Annotated in this window: 11 protein-coding genes and 2 pseudogenes; 7 read left to right on the top strand and 6 right to left on the bottom strand. The window is 73.3% G+C overall.

The genetic code is table 11. From position 1 onward, the window contains the following. The first annotated feature begins 622 nt into the window (after positions 1–622). Positions 623–1150 (top strand): hypothetical protein, encoded by a 528-nt coding sequence (locus AB0E62_RS26415; protein ID WP_362198636.1) that lies wholly within the window; start codon positions 623–625, stop codon positions 1148–1150. A gap of 161 nt (positions 1151–1311) precedes the next feature. Here the strand turns inward: AB0E62_RS26415 and AB0E62_RS26410 are convergent, their stop codons facing one another. Further along, on the bottom strand, positions 1312–1668 hold the full coding sequence (locus AB0E62_RS26410) for a hypothetical protein (RefSeq protein ID WP_362198633.1): 357 nt from the start codon (positions 1666–1668) through the stop codon (positions 1312–1314). A gap of 329 nt (positions 1669–1997) precedes the next feature. Between AB0E62_RS26410 and AB0E62_RS26405 the strand changes: the two genes are divergently transcribed. Further along, entirely contained in the window at positions 1998–2720 is a 723-nt protein-coding gene (locus AB0E62_RS26405) for a trypsin-like serine protease (protein WP_362198630.1), read from the top strand. A gap of 231 nt (positions 2721–2951) precedes the next feature. Continuing rightward, positions 2952–3746: an SAM-dependent methyltransferase gene (locus AB0E62_RS26400; RefSeq protein ID WP_362198627.1), complete on the top strand. Its 795-nt coding sequence runs from the start codon at positions 2952–2954 to the stop codon at positions 3744–3746. Positions 3747–3793: 47 nt separating this feature from the next. Here the strand turns inward: AB0E62_RS26400 and AB0E62_RS26395 are convergent, their stop codons facing one another. Then, positions 3794–5131, bottom strand: a complete 1338-nt coding sequence (locus AB0E62_RS26395; protein WP_362198624.1) for an APC family permease — start codon at positions 5129–5131, stop codon at positions 3794–3796. Between the two features lie 178 nt (positions 5132–5309). Between AB0E62_RS26395 and AB0E62_RS26390 the strand changes: the two genes are divergently transcribed. Beyond that, positions 5310–6419, top strand: coding sequence for an L-histidine N(alpha)-methyltransferase (locus AB0E62_RS26390; RefSeq protein ID WP_362198621.1), 1110 nt, complete (start codon positions 5310–5312; stop codon positions 6417–6419). A gap of 380 nt (positions 6420–6799) precedes the next feature. Here the strand turns inward: AB0E62_RS26390 and AB0E62_RS26385 are convergent. Further along, a pseudogene (locus AB0E62_RS26385) lies at positions 6800–7204 on the bottom strand (metalloregulator ArsR/SmtB family transcription factor); the annotation flags it as partial. On the opposite strand from AB0E62_RS26385, the pseudogene AB0E62_RS26380 reads away from it, so the two are divergent. After that, positions 7143–7358, top strand: a pseudogene (locus tag AB0E62_RS26380) (hypothetical protein); the annotation flags it as partial. The pseudogenes AB0E62_RS26385 and AB0E62_RS26380 overlap by 62 nt on opposite strands. A 3-nt stretch (positions 7359–7361) precedes the next feature. On the opposite strand, the gene AB0E62_RS26375 reads toward AB0E62_RS26380, so the two are convergent. The 3 genes from AB0E62_RS26375 to AB0E62_RS26365 all read right to left on the bottom strand — a co-directional run bounded on the left by AB0E62_RS26375 (position 7362) and on the right by AB0E62_RS26365 (position 11426). Beyond that, positions 7362–8588 (bottom strand): hypothetical protein, encoded by a 1227-nt coding sequence (locus tag AB0E62_RS26375; RefSeq protein ID WP_362198618.1) that lies wholly within the window; start codon positions 8586–8588, stop codon positions 7362–7364. A 119-nt stretch (positions 8589–8707) separates the two neighbouring features. Continuing rightward, the gene (locus tag AB0E62_RS26370; RefSeq protein WP_362198615.1) at positions 8708–10396 is read right to left on the bottom strand and encodes a hypothetical protein; all 1689 of its coding nucleotides are present in this window, start codon (positions 10394–10396) and stop codon (positions 8708–8710) included. A 100-nt stretch (positions 10397–10496) separates the two neighbouring features. Then, complete coding sequence (locus AB0E62_RS26365; RefSeq protein ID WP_362198612.1) at positions 10497–11426, bottom strand: LysR family transcriptional regulator; 930 nt, start codon at positions 11424–11426, stop codon at positions 10497–10499. A gap of 126 nt (positions 11427–11552) precedes the next feature. Here AB0E62_RS26365 and AB0E62_RS26360 point away from each other — a divergent pair, with 126 nt between their 5' ends. Beyond that, positions 11553–12776, top strand: coding sequence for an MFS transporter (locus AB0E62_RS26360; protein ID WP_362198609.1), 1224 nt, complete (start codon positions 11553–11555; stop codon positions 12774–12776). A 123-nt stretch (positions 12777–12899) separates the two neighbouring features. Next, positions 12900–14459 carry a sodium:solute symporter gene (locus AB0E62_RS26355; protein WP_362198772.1) on the top strand — a complete coding sequence of 520 codons (1560 nt, stop codon included), beginning with the start codon at positions 12900–12902 and terminating at the stop codon, positions 14457–14459. The last annotated feature ends 71 nt before the right edge of the window (positions 14460–14530 follow it).

Genomic DNA, 14530 nt, shown 5'->3' with positions numbered 1-14530 from the left:
AGCAGCCCGCGCCGTCCGGCGGCCCGGTCGCCGCCACCTTCTGAAGACGCTGGGTGCGGCAGGCGTCCCGGCCTGGCTCGACGGGGACGCTGTGGTGTCTGGTCTCCTGCGCGGTCGTGTACGGGGGTTCGGTCCACCTCGTCGATCTGGGACACGGCGCGATGCACCGGTTGGTGCGGAGCGGGCCCGGCGCCGGGGGCGGGCTGGGGTCCGCCCCCGGCGCCGGTGCGCGGCGTCCTTCTGACTCACCTGCACGGCGACCATGTCGCGGACGAGCCCGCGTTGTTCGCGATGGGCCCCGCCGACGTCGTCGGCCGCGGCACCGATGTGATCCGGGTCTCCGGCCCGGGCGACCGCGGTGTGCCGTCGAGCATGTTCCCTCCGGGCGCGCCCGCACCCGCCGTCTTCAACCCGGAGCGGCCCACCCCGGGCATCACCGCGATGACCACCTACCTCGGGCAAGCCTTTGCGTGCCGACTTCAACGGACGAGCGAGAGGAAGCGACTTCACCCGCCCCGGCGACCTGAGGCCGGCGCCCGCCGCGGGCGTCCGTCGCTCTCGCTCGGCGGTTGCCGTGCCCCGGGATACACTGCTCCGCCTCACCCTGACTGGAGGTCACCGAGTGTTGTCAGCACGGATACTTGCCGGGGCTCCGTTGGCTGTGCTGACGCTCGCCCTATCCGGCTGCTCTGCCCACTGGGGCTGCACCGACACGACCGCGCGGCGCGGTGAGGCCGGTGTCAGGGTGCGGGTCGTGGACACGTCCGAGCGGCCGATCGGTGTCACCGCCGAGGTCGTCGACTGGCGCCTCGAACCCCACCCGCAGGTGCCTGCCCAAGGTGATCAGGTGTACTTCCACTACCGCTTCGACGGCGCCGACGAGATGTCCCGCGTCGCGGTGGACGCCTGCGCGGTCGACAAGGAGCGCGTGGTGCTGGGGTGTCAGACGATCGAAGCGTACCGGGCGTTCGGGCCGCACGGTGCTCGCACGGGTGGCGACTGGTTCGCCGTGGAGCACCCTGAGGAGGTCGCCGCAGTGCTGGTGATCCCCAATGACCAGTCCTACGACGGGCGAACCTGCGAAGAGGACATCAAGGACGGCGGCGGACCGCATCCTCCGGAACCGCCCGGCTTGGGGGACCGGTTGTGAGCCGTCGTCCGGCTCGTGAGCCGCCGCACGCGCCGAGGGGGACGGGCGCGCGTAGGGAACGGCGGGGCGACCGGACCGCCGTGCGCTCCGGTCGCCCCTGTTGCCGGGGACGGGCCGCCCCGTCTGTCCCCGGCCCGGCGTCACCGGTCAGTTGAAGACCACTACGTCGGTGCGCATCGGCAGCGGGCTGCCCCAACCGATGTTGATCTCGAACGTCGCCACACCGTTGGCCGTGGCGATGCTGGAGAGCTGGAGACCTGGAACGCCGCGTCGCCGACGAACCGGTTCCCGTTGCCGTCGATCTCCGAGGCCGTGATGACGACGGTCGAGTCGACCCCGATGACGTTCCACGCGACCTGGAGGTTCCACGTCCCGTTCCCCGGGGACCAGGTCCACCAGCCCCGCCACACGGCGGTGACGTTCCCGCCGATGGCCGCGAGGCCCGCTCCCTGGTCGGAGGACTGCGAACTGCCGGTGATCACCGGTGTCGCGGAAGCGGACGCTTCGGCTGTGCTCATGGCGGCTCTCTTCAAGCCGGGAGAGCCCCCCAAGAGCCCTCCGGATACTCCGTCGATTTTGGGCCGTAATGGGGCAGGGGTCTGACTGTGAGTGGGGTCATGTGCCGCGGGTGACTCGCCTGCGCCGCGCTCGCCCCGGGCATAACGCCGAGTTATGGAGAAGTGCTAGTACCCCCGTCACGGTTCCTCGTCGAAGCTAGATCATGTCCATGCCGTAAATGCCGTCCTGTCCGGGGCGGCGTTCTCCCGTTCTCCATGGACACGGCCCGCGCGGCCGTCCACCCCACACCAGCGCGCGTCTTCCGGCGTGCCCTCCGGATCGAGGAACCTTGCGTATATCAAGGCTTGCGCCCGCTCTCGCCGCAGCCGCGGTCTCCGTCCTCGCGATCTTCGCCCCCACCGCCTCCGCGACGCCGGCGGCGTCCCCCGTCACCGCCAAGGGTGCCCAGCCCATCATCGGCGGCGGATACGCCGGCAGCGGCCCCTGGGCGGCCCGGCTGTACTCGAACGGTCAGGAGACCTGTACCGCGACGATCATCGCCCCGACCTGGGTGCTCACCGCGAAGCACTGCGTGGCCGGCGGCTCGCTGTCCTTCCGTATCGGCAGTCTGGACCAGTACAGCGGCGGGACGGTCGCCAACGGCGTCCAGACCTACACCCACAGCGCGGACCTGGCGCTCGTCCGTCTCGACCGCTCCGTCCCGACGACCTACGCCACTCTGGGCCAGCCCGGTACGGTGCGGGTCGGCCAGAGCGTGCAGGTGTACGGCTGGGGCGCCACCTCCCAGTGCGGCTCGGAGATCAACTGCCAGTCCCGCTACCTGAAGGTCGCCAACGTCACCGTGTCCAGCGGCTGCACCGACGCCTACGGCGGCTCCGCGATCTGTGCCTACCGGGGCAACGGGATCACCGCCGGCGGCGACTCCGGCGGTCCGATGATGGCGAACGGCGTCCAGGTCGGTGTCGCGTCGACCAGCGACCGTCAGACGAACACGGCGTACACCAACGTGACGGCGTACCGCTCCTGGATCCAGTCGGTCGCGGGCGTCTGAACCGCCCCGCCGGGGGCCGGGCACCCCGGCAGCGCGACACCGCCGCCTGTCCCGCCTGTCCGGCCTGTCCCGCCTGCCCCGTCCGCCGCGGACGGGGCAGGCCGTGGTGTGGTGACGAGGGCCGCGACATCACCACGGAGGCGTACCGGACGAAGATCAGGTCTTTCCGTGCGGCGGAGATCCCGAGCGTCTAGGTTGGGGGTGACGCCAGACCAACTCCGGGGAACATCCATGCCACTTGAACGTCCGCTCATCAACAGCAGCGTGCCGCACTCCGCCCGTATCTGGAACCACTGGCTGGGCGGCAAGGACTGCTACGAGATCGACCGACAGGTCGGTGACGAGATCGCCGCGGCCAACCCGGCCATCCTCGACATCGCCCGAGCACAACGGGCGTTCCTCGCCCGCGCGGTCGAGTACCTCGTCGGTGAGGCGGGCATCCGGCAGTTCCTCGACGTCGGCACCGGTCTGCCGACCGCCGACAACACCCACGAGGTCGCCCAGCGCCTCGCCCCCGAGGCCCGCATCGTGTACGTCGACCACGACCCCATCGTGCTGGCACACGCCGAGGCCCTGCTGACCAGCACACCCGAAGGCGCCACGGACTACATCGACGCCGATCTGCGCGACCCCGGCTCGATCCTGGAACAGGCCGCCAGGACACTGGACTTCGCCCGGCCGATCGCGCTGATCCTCCTCGGGATCACCGCCCACGTCACCGACGACACCGTGTACGAGATGGTCGGCCGCCTGACGGATGCCCTGCCCTCCGGCAGCTACCTCGTCCTGTGCGACGACACCGAGGTGTTCAACCCCCAGCAGATGCGCGAAATGATCGAGCAGTGGAACGAGGCGGGCGACAACCCCCGCGTCAACCGCAGCCCGGAGCAGCTCGCCCGGTTCTTCGACGGTCTGGAACTGCTGGAGCCCGGCCTCGTCTCGGTCTCCCGCTGGCGCCCCGCGGAGACCGGTGCGGAGGTACCGGCCGAGGTCGACGACTTCGGAGGTGTGGCGCTGAAGCCGTAGCAGCCGCCCCTTCGGGTCACGGGCCGGTCGCCGGGAGGGGCGGCGGGTCACGGTGAGGTCCGGCGCCGGTGCCGGGCGGCGACGGCGCCCAGGGCCACGCCGACCGCGATGACGATCAGCCCGCGCGTCCAGACCCCGGCGTCGACCTGCGTGGCGAGTGCCACGCAGGAGACGGCCCCCAGGACGGGGATCGCGGTGTACGCCCGGAAGTGGGGGTGGGCCGGGCGGTCGCGCCGCTGGACGAGGACGGCGGTGTTGACGATGAAGAACACCACGAGGAGCAGCAGGACGAGGGTGGAGGCGAGGGTCGCCACGTCTCCGGTGAGGGCCAGCAGGAAGGACAGGGCGCTCGTGGCCGCGATCGAGGCCCACGGCGTGCGGCGCCGGGGAAGCACAGGGGTCAGGAAGCGGGGGAGGAGACCGTCGCGTGCCATCCCGTAGGCCAGACGGGAACTCATGATGCCGGTGAGCAGCGCGCCGTTGGCGACGGCGACGAGCGCGATGGCGCTGAACAGCTTCGGCGGTACCCCGCCCGCCTCCCTGACCACTTCGAGCAGCGGACCGCTGGAGCGGGCCAGTGTCGCGGTGGGGACGGCGATCGAGGCGACGATTCCGACGAGGACGTAGACGGCCCCCGCCGTCACCAGGGCGCCGAAGAGGGCGCGAGGGTAGGAGCGGCGGGGGTCGCGGGTCTCCTCGGCGACGTTGACGGACGTCTCGAAGCCGACGAAGGAGTAGTACGAGAGCACCGTGCCGCCCAGGACACCGGCGGCGGCCCCCTTGTCGGCGGTGCCGAGGCGGACGAGCCTGCCGGGGTCGCCGTCGCCGCGCAGGACCAGCCAGACCCCGAGGCCGACGATGATGAGCAGGCCGCTCACCTCGATGACCGTCGCGGCCACGTTCGCGCGGGTGGACTCGCTGATGCCACGGGCGTTCAGCAGGGCCAGGGCGCACAGGAAGAGGGCTGCCACCAGGACGACGGGCAGGCTGACGAAGGCGGTCAGGTAGTCGCCGGCGAATCCCCGGGCCAGCGCGGCGACGGACACGATGCCCGCGGCGAGCATGCAGAACCCGGCGAGGAAACCGGTGAACGGCCCGTAGGCGAGGGTCGCGTAATGGGAGGCGCCGCCCGCCCTCGGGTACTTGGTGGCGAGTTCGGCGTACGAGGCGGCGGTCAGGAGCGACAGCAGCAGGGCGAGGAGCAGGGGCAGCCACACGGCGCCGCCCGATTCCGCGGCGATCTGGCCGACGAGGACGTAGACGCCGGCACCCAGTACGTCACCCAGGATGAAGAAGTACAGCAGGGGGGTGGTCAGCGCCTTCTTGAGCGTGGGGGTGCCGTCCTGAGGCGCGTCGTCGGTCGTCTGTGCGGGGGGAGTAGTCACCCCTGCCGCCTACCCCCTGTGGCGAGAGTGATGGACGGAGCGGATGTGACGTGCGCTGGATGGCCCATCGCCGCTGCCGCCTGCGCAGGTACCCAAATGGCCTTAATATGCGTTTTGCTCCTATCTGTCCTGATGCGGTGGCACCCTTCGGCGATGACGCGCCGGCGAGGAGAGCGGGATGACCGAGTCACGCATGGCGGCGCCAGTCACGGAGGTCGCGCTGCCGTGGGCAGCCGATGGCCTGTCCGGCACACCGGAGGAGGAACTCCGGGCCGGACTCACCGCCCCCGGGCCGGCCCGCCCCCGCAGGATCCCGTCACTCTTCGGCTACGACGAGGCCGGTTCGCATCTCTTCGAGGAGATCACCCGGCTGCCCGACTACTACCCTCCCCGGGCCGAGCGGCGGCTGCTGACCGAGCACGGCGACCACCTGGTCGGCCTGATGAGACCGGTGGAACTGGTGGACCTCGGCGCGGGCAGTGCGCGCAAGACCGAGATCCTGCTCGCGGCCATGGACCGGCACGGCCTGCTGCGGGCGTACACGGGCGTCGACGTCAGCCCCGAGCCGATGCGGGAGGCAGCCGGCCGCATCCGGCGGCGCTGGCCGCGCGCCCGGGTCACCGCCGTGCGCGGCGACTTCCTGGCGGCCCTGGCCTGGCTGCGCCGGGCCGAGCGGATCGCGGACACCATCCCGGCCACAGCGGACAGCGCCCCGGCCGCAGCGGACGGCGCCCCGGCCGCAGCGGAGGGGAACGGCTCGGGCGGCCGCCTCCTGGCATTGCTCGGCAACACCCTCGGCAACCTGTCCGAACCCGAGCAGACGCGCTTCCTGCGCGCCGTGCGCGCCGGCTGCGCCCCGAACGACCACCTGCTGGTCTGTGTGGACCTGAGCGAACCCGTGGACGTGGTGCGGCGCGCCTACGAGGCCGGATACGCCGGGCCGCGTCCCGTCCGCCGGATGTTCGCGCTGAACACCCTCCGCCACCTCAACCGCCGCTACGGCGCCGACTTCGACGTCGACGCGTTCGAGCCGGAACTCACCTACGACGTCGCACGGCGCGAGGTGCGCGGCGCGATCCGCAGCGTGCGGCGGCAGCGGGTGACGCTGCCCCGGCTGGGGCTGGCCGTGGACTTCGGCGCCGGTGAGCTGCTGCTCCACGACGTCGTGCGCAAGTTCACGGTGGACGGCCTCGTGCGCGCGGTCGGCGCACACGGGATGCGCTGCCGACGGCACTGGGTCGACGAGGAGTTCGGATACGGCGCCTTCCTCTTCGCCCCGGCCGGCTGACGACCGGGTGACCGTGCGCTCTCGGACAATGGGCCGGCTCACCAGGGGTGTTCTGGCGATCGTGGCGGCGAAGGTGCCCACGGCCGCCACGGTCCAGCCCGTACAGGCCTCGCAGGTGCCGGACGGGCGTCTCAACCAGGAGCGCCTCCCGGCGGACAACTCCTACCGCGCCCGGCACGGCGCCCCGCCACTTGCCCTGGACGACGGGCTCGCCGCACACGCCGCGCGCCGTACCCTCGGCCGCCGGCCCCGGTCACCCGCCACCGCGCCCCGGAGCGCGCCGGACCCCACGCCCGGCCGTCCGCCCCGCACTCCGGGCGCTGACCGCGCTGGACGCCCGCGTGTGTGCCCTGCTCCGGCTGTTCGCACCCCCGCCCGCCGGCGGGGGTGTCGCGCAGGCCGAGGCGCAGGTGTTCCACGTGGTAGAGGGCCTGCTCCAGGAGTTCGGCCACATGGTTGTCGTAGAGCGCGTAGATGACCGAGCGGCCCCGGCGCTCCCCGTCGACCAGGCCGAGGTTGCGCAGCAGGCGCAGTTGGTGGGAGCAGGCGGACTGTTCCATGCCGACGGCGTCGGCCAGCTCGGTCGCCGCGCACGGGCCTTCCTGGAGGCGGGCCAGGATCCGCAGCCGGGAGGGCGTCGCCAGGGCCTGGAGGGTGGCGGCCACGTCGGCGGCACCGACGGTCTCCAGGCGCTGGCGCGCGGTGGCGGTGGTCTTGGCGTCAGCACTGTCCCGCCGGGCCCGCACCCTGGTCGTCCAGAACCTCGTCGTCGCCGGCGTGTTCATCGCCGGGCTGGTGGCCTGGGACCTGGCCGGCCACCTGCCGCTGCCGCTCGGGGTCGCGGGCCACGAGGGATCCACCGTCCTCGTCGGCCTCAACGGACTGCGGCTGCTGCGCGAGGCCGCCTGGCGGCGCGCCCGCACGGACGCGCCGCGGTGACGGTCACCGGTCGCCGAAGTCCGCCGCGTCCGGGTACTTCACCCGGGTGCAGCCCCTGCGCTCGGTGAAGTCGTCGACGTACGCCCGGAACAGGGCCGACACCGTCCGGCCACCGAGCGCGTCGTCATAGGCGTAGCTGGTGCTGAGCGTGTGCACGGCGGGCTCGCCCCCGCAGACGGACGAGGCCCACCAGGCGTCGTGCGTGTGCCCGGCCGTCCCCGGCTCGATGACGACGTCCTCGCCGTCGAGGGGGTCGAACCCCACGGCGTGGGCCTCGGCGCCGGTGTAGGTGGCCATGCGCAGCCACCAGGGTGAGTGGGTGACCGCGCCGTCGGCGAGTTCGCGCTTGTCCTCGGGCAGGCCGCCGGCGGTGTGGCGCACCTGGCCGGGGCTGACCGCCAGCAGGCAGCTCTCCAGCGGCGTCGTGTCCCGCACCGGTACCGCGAGGGCCCGGTCGGGCAACGGCCCGTGTCCCGGGCGCCGCAGGTACCCGGCGAACCACGCGCAGGAACCGCCGGCCGAGCGCGCGGAACGCAGGACGGTCGGCACCGGCGCCGGCTGCCCGCCGGGCAGGGCGGGCAGCCGGGTGCGGCAGCCGATCCGGTGGGTGAGGTTCTCGGCGGCCGAGCGGGCGATACGGGCCAGCCGCGCCCGGTCCGCCCCGGAGACGTCGTCGTAGTCGGCGCCGGCGGTGATGTGCAGCAGCGGGGGAGCGGCCGCGCTGCTGCCGGGCCCGCACTCGGCCCGGACGGTGGCGTACCGGTTGCCGTACCAGCCCAGGGTGCCGTCGCCCAGCGGCCGGGGTTCGGTACGCAGGTCGGCGACGGCGGTGAGATCGGTCTTCGCGGTGCGTTCGGCGGCGTCGCGGAGGGCGAACGGCTCGGTGTCGTCGCCGATCCAGTTCAGCGGCTCGGTCTTGTCGCTGCCGCGCACCGCCAGGGTGAACAGTCCGGTGGTCCCGCCCGACGCGGACGCCTGGTAGACGGTGCAGGAACTCCGCGGCTCGCGCACGTCGATCCGGTCGTACTCGCTCGGCCTGGCCCGGACGGTGCCGCCGTGCAGGTCCATCACCGCGGCCCCGGACACCAGCCGGTCGCAGGCCTGTGCGATGGCGCGTTCGCCAGCGGCGCGGTCCCGTACGTCGCCGACCGTCAGCCAGCCCGCGTACAGGCTCAGCCCGATCCCGCCCCATGCCAGGCACTGCCACAGCCTGATCCACCCCGTGCGCACCGCACACCCTCCGCTCGAACCCGTCCGGCGTGACCGCCGGCTCGCCGGACACCGAGCGTAGATGTCCGGTCCCGGTCAACTCGACGCGGGCCCGGGTTCGCCGGCCGCGGGCGTGCTCCTCAGCCGGCGCAGCAGTCCTGCCGGGGTGCGGGGCGTGCGGCGGTCTCCCGCCGGCAGTAGCAGGACGCCTCGACCGGTACGTCCGCCAGCGCGGTGGCGACCTTCAGCCGCCGGGCCACCAGCCGGGCCTCACCCTCCTTGCCGAGCCGTACGAGGCACTCGTGCAGCCCGTGCAGCGCCCAGACGTTGTCCGGGTGCTGGAGCGGGCGCGGCAGCGTGTCGTCGAGCCCGAGGTCGGCGCGGTAGACGGCCTCGGCCTGCGCGACGCGGCCCTGTTCGAGGAGCAGCGCGCCGTACGCGTGCCGGGGCGGCTGCATCCACCCCCACGGCTCGTCGTACGCCAGGCCGTCGCTCAGCTCGACCGACCGGCGCAGCGCCGCGAACGCCGTGCCGTACCGGCCCTCGCGGTACTCCAGTTCCCCGTCGAGCATGTGCGCGGCGACGGCGAGGATGTCCGTGCAGGTGTTGTTGAACAGCGTCCGGGTCTCCGGGACCCGGGCGGCCGCCTCGCGGAACAGCTCGCGTTCCGTGCCGGCCTCGCCGGTGCGGCCCAGGGCGGAGAGCGCGACCCCGCGCGCGTACCGGAGCATGGCCGTGGTCACGCAGTACAGCCGCGCGTCGGCGGGCATCGGCAGGCGCAGGATGTCGTCCCAGCGGCCGAAGCGGACCAGCACGTGCACCCGCATCGCGAGGAACCCCTCCAGCCAGTCCGCCATCGGCGGGCTGTCCACCCGCAGCAGTTCCTCCGGCACCGCCGCCTCCAGCCGGTCCGCCGTCTCCAGGGCGTCCTGGAAGCGGCCGAGGAACATCGCGCCGTAGATCTTGAAGTGGAGGTTGTGGCAGCGGTACAGGGTGTAGAAGTTCATGGCCCCGGCCCGGGCGAGGAACTTCTCGTCGGCCGCGATCGCCGCGGTGTTGTCGGAGAGGACCCGGCGGTAGTCGCCGCAGAGCACCTCCAGGTGGGACGGCATGTGCTGGAGATGGCCCGCGTCCGGCACCAGCCCGCGCAGCCGGTCGCCCGCGGGCAGCGCGGCCTCGGGGGTGGGGGACATCTCCATCAGGTGGATGTACAGGTGCAGCAGACCCGGGTGCCGGGTGCCCGCCTCGGTGGCGAGCGCCCCCTCCAGCACCGCCCTGGCCTCGGCGGTGCGCGCGCCCGGAGCGGGCCTGCCCGTGCGGATGTCCCACAGCTGCCAGGGCGTCAGGTTCATCAGGGCGTCGGCGTACAGGGCGGCCACGTCGCCGTCGTCGGGCGCCAGCCGGTGCACGTCCCGCATGCGGTCCGCGTAGGCGGCGTTCCACACCCCTGCCTCCTCGGCGTCCGGGGCGCCGGCCCGCGGGTAACGGGCCCGCAGGGCGTCGATGAGGGCGCGCTCGACCGGTGTGGCGCCGGCCGCCTTCGCGTGCGCGCGCAGCACGGCGGCGTGCGCGCGCTCCACCGTCCGGCGCCCGTCCTGCTCGTCGAAGGCGTCCCAGGGCTTGTTGTAGTGGGGGCCGAGCGCGTAGGCCAGGCCCCAGTCGGCCATGGCGCAGCCGGGGTCCGCCGCGCCGGCGGCCTCGAAGCAGCGGACGGCCTCCTCGTGGTTGAAGGCGTACGTCCAGTTCAGCCCGCGGTCGAACCAGATCTGCGCCTCGGCGGACGCCGTCGTCACGGGCCGGCCGTGACTGCCGAGGTCGTAGTACTGCATACGGGCCCCCTCAGGGCTGGCGGTCGGCTGCTCCGGACACTGCCCCGTCCGCACGCGGGAAAACAGGTCTCACCTGCACGGCGGCCCGGTTGACGGCCCGTCAGCCTACCGCCGGCCTCCCGGCAGGCCCCGGCCGGGCGCACGTCAGCACGGCCTCGCGCAGCCAGCGGTGCGCCGGATCGTCCGTCCGCCGGGCGTGCCACGCCTGCTGGTAGGCGAACCGGGGGAGGTCCAGCGGCGGGGTGAACCTGCGCAGCGTGCGGTGCCGGCGCAGCGGGCCGACGGCCCGGCCCGCCACGGTCAGGACGAGATCGGTGCCCGCGAGCAGGTCCACGGCCGCGCTCCAGTGGGGCAGGGTGACCGCGAGGCGCCGGCGCAGCCCGCGCGCCGCGAGCGCCGTCTCGATCTCGTCGTGCGCGTCCGGCCGCACGGCCACCATGATGTGCGGCCGCTCCAGCCACTCGGCCAGCGAAAGGCCCCCCTTCTCCGGCAGCCCGGCCTTGTCCGCCAGGCTGACGAACTCCTCCTGGAACAGGTCCTCGACCTGGATGCCCTCGGGCGGGTGCGGGAAGACGCCGAGCGCCAGGTCCAGTTCGCCGTCCGTGAGCTGCGCCGGCATCGCCTCCCGGCTCGCCTGGCTGATCGCGAGGTCCAGGCCCGGAGCCCGGTCGCGCAGGTGCCGTACCAGCGGGGGCAGCACGATGCGTGAGGCGTAGTCCGACAGGCAGAGCCGGAACCGGCCGCGGGTGCGCGACGGGTCGAAGTCCGGTGCGCTCAGCAGCCCGTTCAGGGTGGTCAGCGCCTCCTCCAGGGGGCGTACCAGCGCCTGGGCGCGGGCCGTCAGGACCATCCGGCCGCCGTGCCGCACCAGCAGGGGGTCATCGAACCGCGTGCGCAGCCGGGCCAGGACGTGACTGACGGCCGGCTGGCTCCTGTTCAGCCGCAGGGCGGCCCGCGTGACGTGCTTCTCGACCAGCAGGGCGTGCAGCGTGAGCAGCTGGTTGAGGTCGATGCGGCGCAGCTCATCCATGGGGCGAATACTAGGGATGCGCGGAAAGCATTTCCATCGGCGAGGTTGATGGCGCAGGGTCGAAGCGTCGTCCGGCGGCCCCCGCACGGGCGACGGCCCACCGCACCCTCATCCTCCGGGAGAGCCATGTCCGCCTCGCCCGGGGCGGCCGTCACGCGCGCCGCCTCCGCCGTGCGTCCGTCCCGTCAGGTCCCCGTCCTCTGGCTGGCGTTGCTCGCCGCCCCGGTGGCCACCGCCGGCAACGCCGCCGTGCTGATCCTCGGCGATCTCGGCCGCTCCCTCGGCACCACCACGGCCACCGCGTCCTGGCTGGTCACCGTGTTCGCGCTGGCCCTGGCGATCGCGACGCCGCCGTTCGCGGCGCTGCTGCGCCGGCGCGGCACCCGCGCCGCGCTGTGGCTCGCCGCCACCTGCGTCGCCGCGGGCACCGCGCTGGTGGCCGTGTCCCCGTGGCTGCCGCTCCTCCTCGTCGGACGCGCCGGGCAGGCGGCGGGCGGGGCGGGCCTGATGGCCGTCGCCGTGAACCTGGCCGGCACCACCCGCCGGATGGGCGTGATCAGCGCCGGGACGGGGATCCTCGGCGCGGTGGGACCGCTGCTCGGCGAGCGCCTCACCGACGCGGTCTCCTGGCGGGCGGCGCTGTCCGTCCTGGCCGTCACGCTCCTGGCCGTCCCCGCGGTCGGCCGCCACACCGCACCGGCGCCGCATCCCGCCGGGGACCGCTTCGACGCCCGGGGCGCGCTGCTGCTGGCCGCCCTGTCCGGCGGGCTGGTCCTGCTGCCGTCCCACCCGCTGCCCGCCCTGGCCGTGGCCGCCGTCGCCGCCGCCCTGCTGGCCGCGCACGTCCGGCGCCGCCCGGACGGCGATGTCCCCGCCGCCGCGTTGCGCTCCCGTCCCTTCCGCGGCTCGGTCCTGACCGCCCTCGCCCTGTCCGGGTCGTACTTCACGCTGCTGTTCGCGGTACCCCGGCTGATCGCCGACCGGACCGGTCGGCCGATGGCCTCGGTGGCCGTGGGCCAGTCGGCCGCCCTGATCGCCGGATCCCTGCTCACCCTCGGCTTTGCGGCCGTCGCGGCGCGGCTCGGCCGGCGCACGGTACGGGGGGTCCTGCTCGCGGCCGGGACGCTCGCCGCCGTCACGACCGTCCTCGCCCACGACGCGATCGTGCTGCTCGCGGCGCTCGGCCCGGCCGTCTTCGCCGCCACCGCCGCCAACGCCACCCAGTCCGTGGTCGCCGCCTCGGCCGTTTCCGACCGCCGACGCCCCGCCGCCATCGGCCTGTTCCAGCTCGGCTACCTCATGGGCGGTGCCCTGGGCCCGGCCCTCGCCACCGTGCTGGTGCTCCGCTGACGCCCCGATCCGCCCCCGGGCGCGGCGCCGGGCTGACCCGGCGGGGTTGTTGACGAGGGGTACGGCTGAAACTACTTTTCACCGCATGAATGCGTTTGCGAAGGAAACTTTCCTTCCGTGAGTGTGCGTCAGCTCGACCTCATGGTGGTCGTCGTCTACCTCGTGGCGATCGCCGTGATCGGACTGCGCCTGGCCGGACGGCAGAAGACGGCGAAGGACTACTTCGTCGGTGAGGGCCACATGCCCTGGTGGACCGTCTCCTTCTCCGTGGTGGCCACCGAGACCAGCGTGCTCACCGTCATCAGCCTGCCGGGCGGCGCCTACAGCGGACAGGGCTTCGGCAACGTCGAACTCGCCCTCGGCTACGTCATCGGACGCGTCGTCGTCGCGACCGTCCTCATCCCGCTGTACAAGCGCGGCGGCTTCGTCAGCGCCTACCAGTACCTGGGCAGCCGGTTCGGACCGCGGCTGCAGGGACTCGCCTCGGTGACCTTCGTGTTCACCCGGCTGCTCGCCGAGGGCGTCCGGCTGTTCGCCTCCGCCATCCCGATCAAACTGCTGCTCGACGAGTTCGGCGTGCACGCGGGCTACCGCCTCATCATCGTCGTGCTCACCGTGATCACCGTCGTCTACACCTACCTCGGCGGCATCCGGGCCGTCATCTGGACGGACGCCATCCAGATGGGCCTGTACCTGGGCGGCGCCCTCCTCGCCATCGGCGTGCTCGCCGCCCACGTCGGCGGCGACGGCGTCCGGAGCGCCCTGCACGCGGGCCGGTTCCGGCTCCTCGACACCGACTTCGGCCTGGCCCACGTCCTCACCAGTCCGTTCGCCCTGCCCACCGCGATCATCGGCGGCGCCATCTTCGCGATGGCCAGCCATGGCTCGGACCAGCTGATCGTCCAGCGGGTCCTGGCCACCCGCTCACTGCGCGACGGCCAGAAGGCCATGATCGCCTCCGGCATCTTCGTCACCGTCCAGTTCGCCGCGTTCTCCCTCGTCGGCGCGCTGCTGTGGTCCCACAACCAGGGCCGGACCTTCCAGGAACTGGGTCTGACCAGCTCCGACAACCTCTATCCGGACTTCATCCTGCACGGACTGCCGGTGGTGGTCTCCGGTCTGCTCGTGGCCGGCATCCTCGGCGCGGCGATGGGCTCGCTGTCCTCCGCGCTGAACTCCATGTCGAACTCGACGGTCGCCGACATCGTCCACAGCTTCTTCCGGACCGCGCCCACCGAGGAGTTCCTGCTCCGGCTCGCCCGGCTGACGACCCTGGTGTGGGCGGTGCTGATGGCCCTGTTTGCCTGCGCCTTCAGCACCAGCACCGGCAATGTCTACCTCACCGGCCTGACCATCGCCGGATACACCTACGGCGCCCTCCTCGGCGCGTTCCTCCTCGGCCGGCTCGTCCGGCGGGCGCGCGAGACCGACGCCGTCATCGCGTTCCTCGTGACGGTCGGCGTGATGACGTATCTCGTCCGCGGCGTCAGGATCGACGTCAGCGCGGGCGGCACCACCGTACCCACCGCGGTCGCCGCGCAGTGGCTCGTCCCCCTCGGCGTGGCCGTCACCCTGGCCGTCGGCGGGCTCACCAGCCTGTTCCACCGGGCCCCCCGAAGCGTCCCGGCCCCGCTGGACGACGACGGCAGCGAGCGTACGGCGGCCACCGTCGCCCCGGAGTGACCGGGCGGGCGGCCGGCCCGGCGACCGGTCACCGCGACAGCCCCCGGAGGAAACCATGCACCAGCCGCAGC

It is taken from the genome of Streptomyces sp. NPDC038707, from assembly GCF_040636485.1.
Lineage (GTDB): Bacteria > Actinomycetota > Actinomycetes > Streptomycetales > Streptomycetaceae > Streptomyces.
This window is presented reverse-complemented; position numbering and strand designations above follow the sequence as displayed.

Bases quoted from the DNA above. Each gene is read 5' to 3' on its own strand.
- AB0E62_RS26410 (WP_362198633.1), bottom strand. From the start codon at position 1,668: ATGAGCACAGCCGAAGCGTCCGCTTCCGCGACACCGGTGATCACCGGC.
- AB0E62_RS26400 (WP_362198627.1), top strand. From the start codon at position 2,952: ATGCCACTTGAACGTCCGCTCATCAACAGCAGCGTGCCGCACTCCGCC.
- AB0E62_RS26390 (WP_362198621.1), top strand. From the start codon at position 5,310: ATGACCGAGTCACGCATGGCGGCGCCAGTCACGGAGGTCGCGCTGCCG.
- AB0E62_RS26370 (WP_362198615.1), bottom strand. From the start codon at position 10,396: ATGCAGTACTACGACCTCGGCAGTCACGGCCGGCCCGTGACGACGGCG.
- AB0E62_RS26365 (WP_362198612.1), bottom strand. From the start codon at position 11,426: ATGGATGAGCTGCGCCGCATCGACCTCAACCAGCTGCTCACGCTGCAC.
- AB0E62_RS26360 (WP_362198609.1), top strand. From the start codon at position 11,553: ATGTCCGCCTCGCCCGGGGCGGCCGTCACGCGCGCCGCCTCCGCCGTG.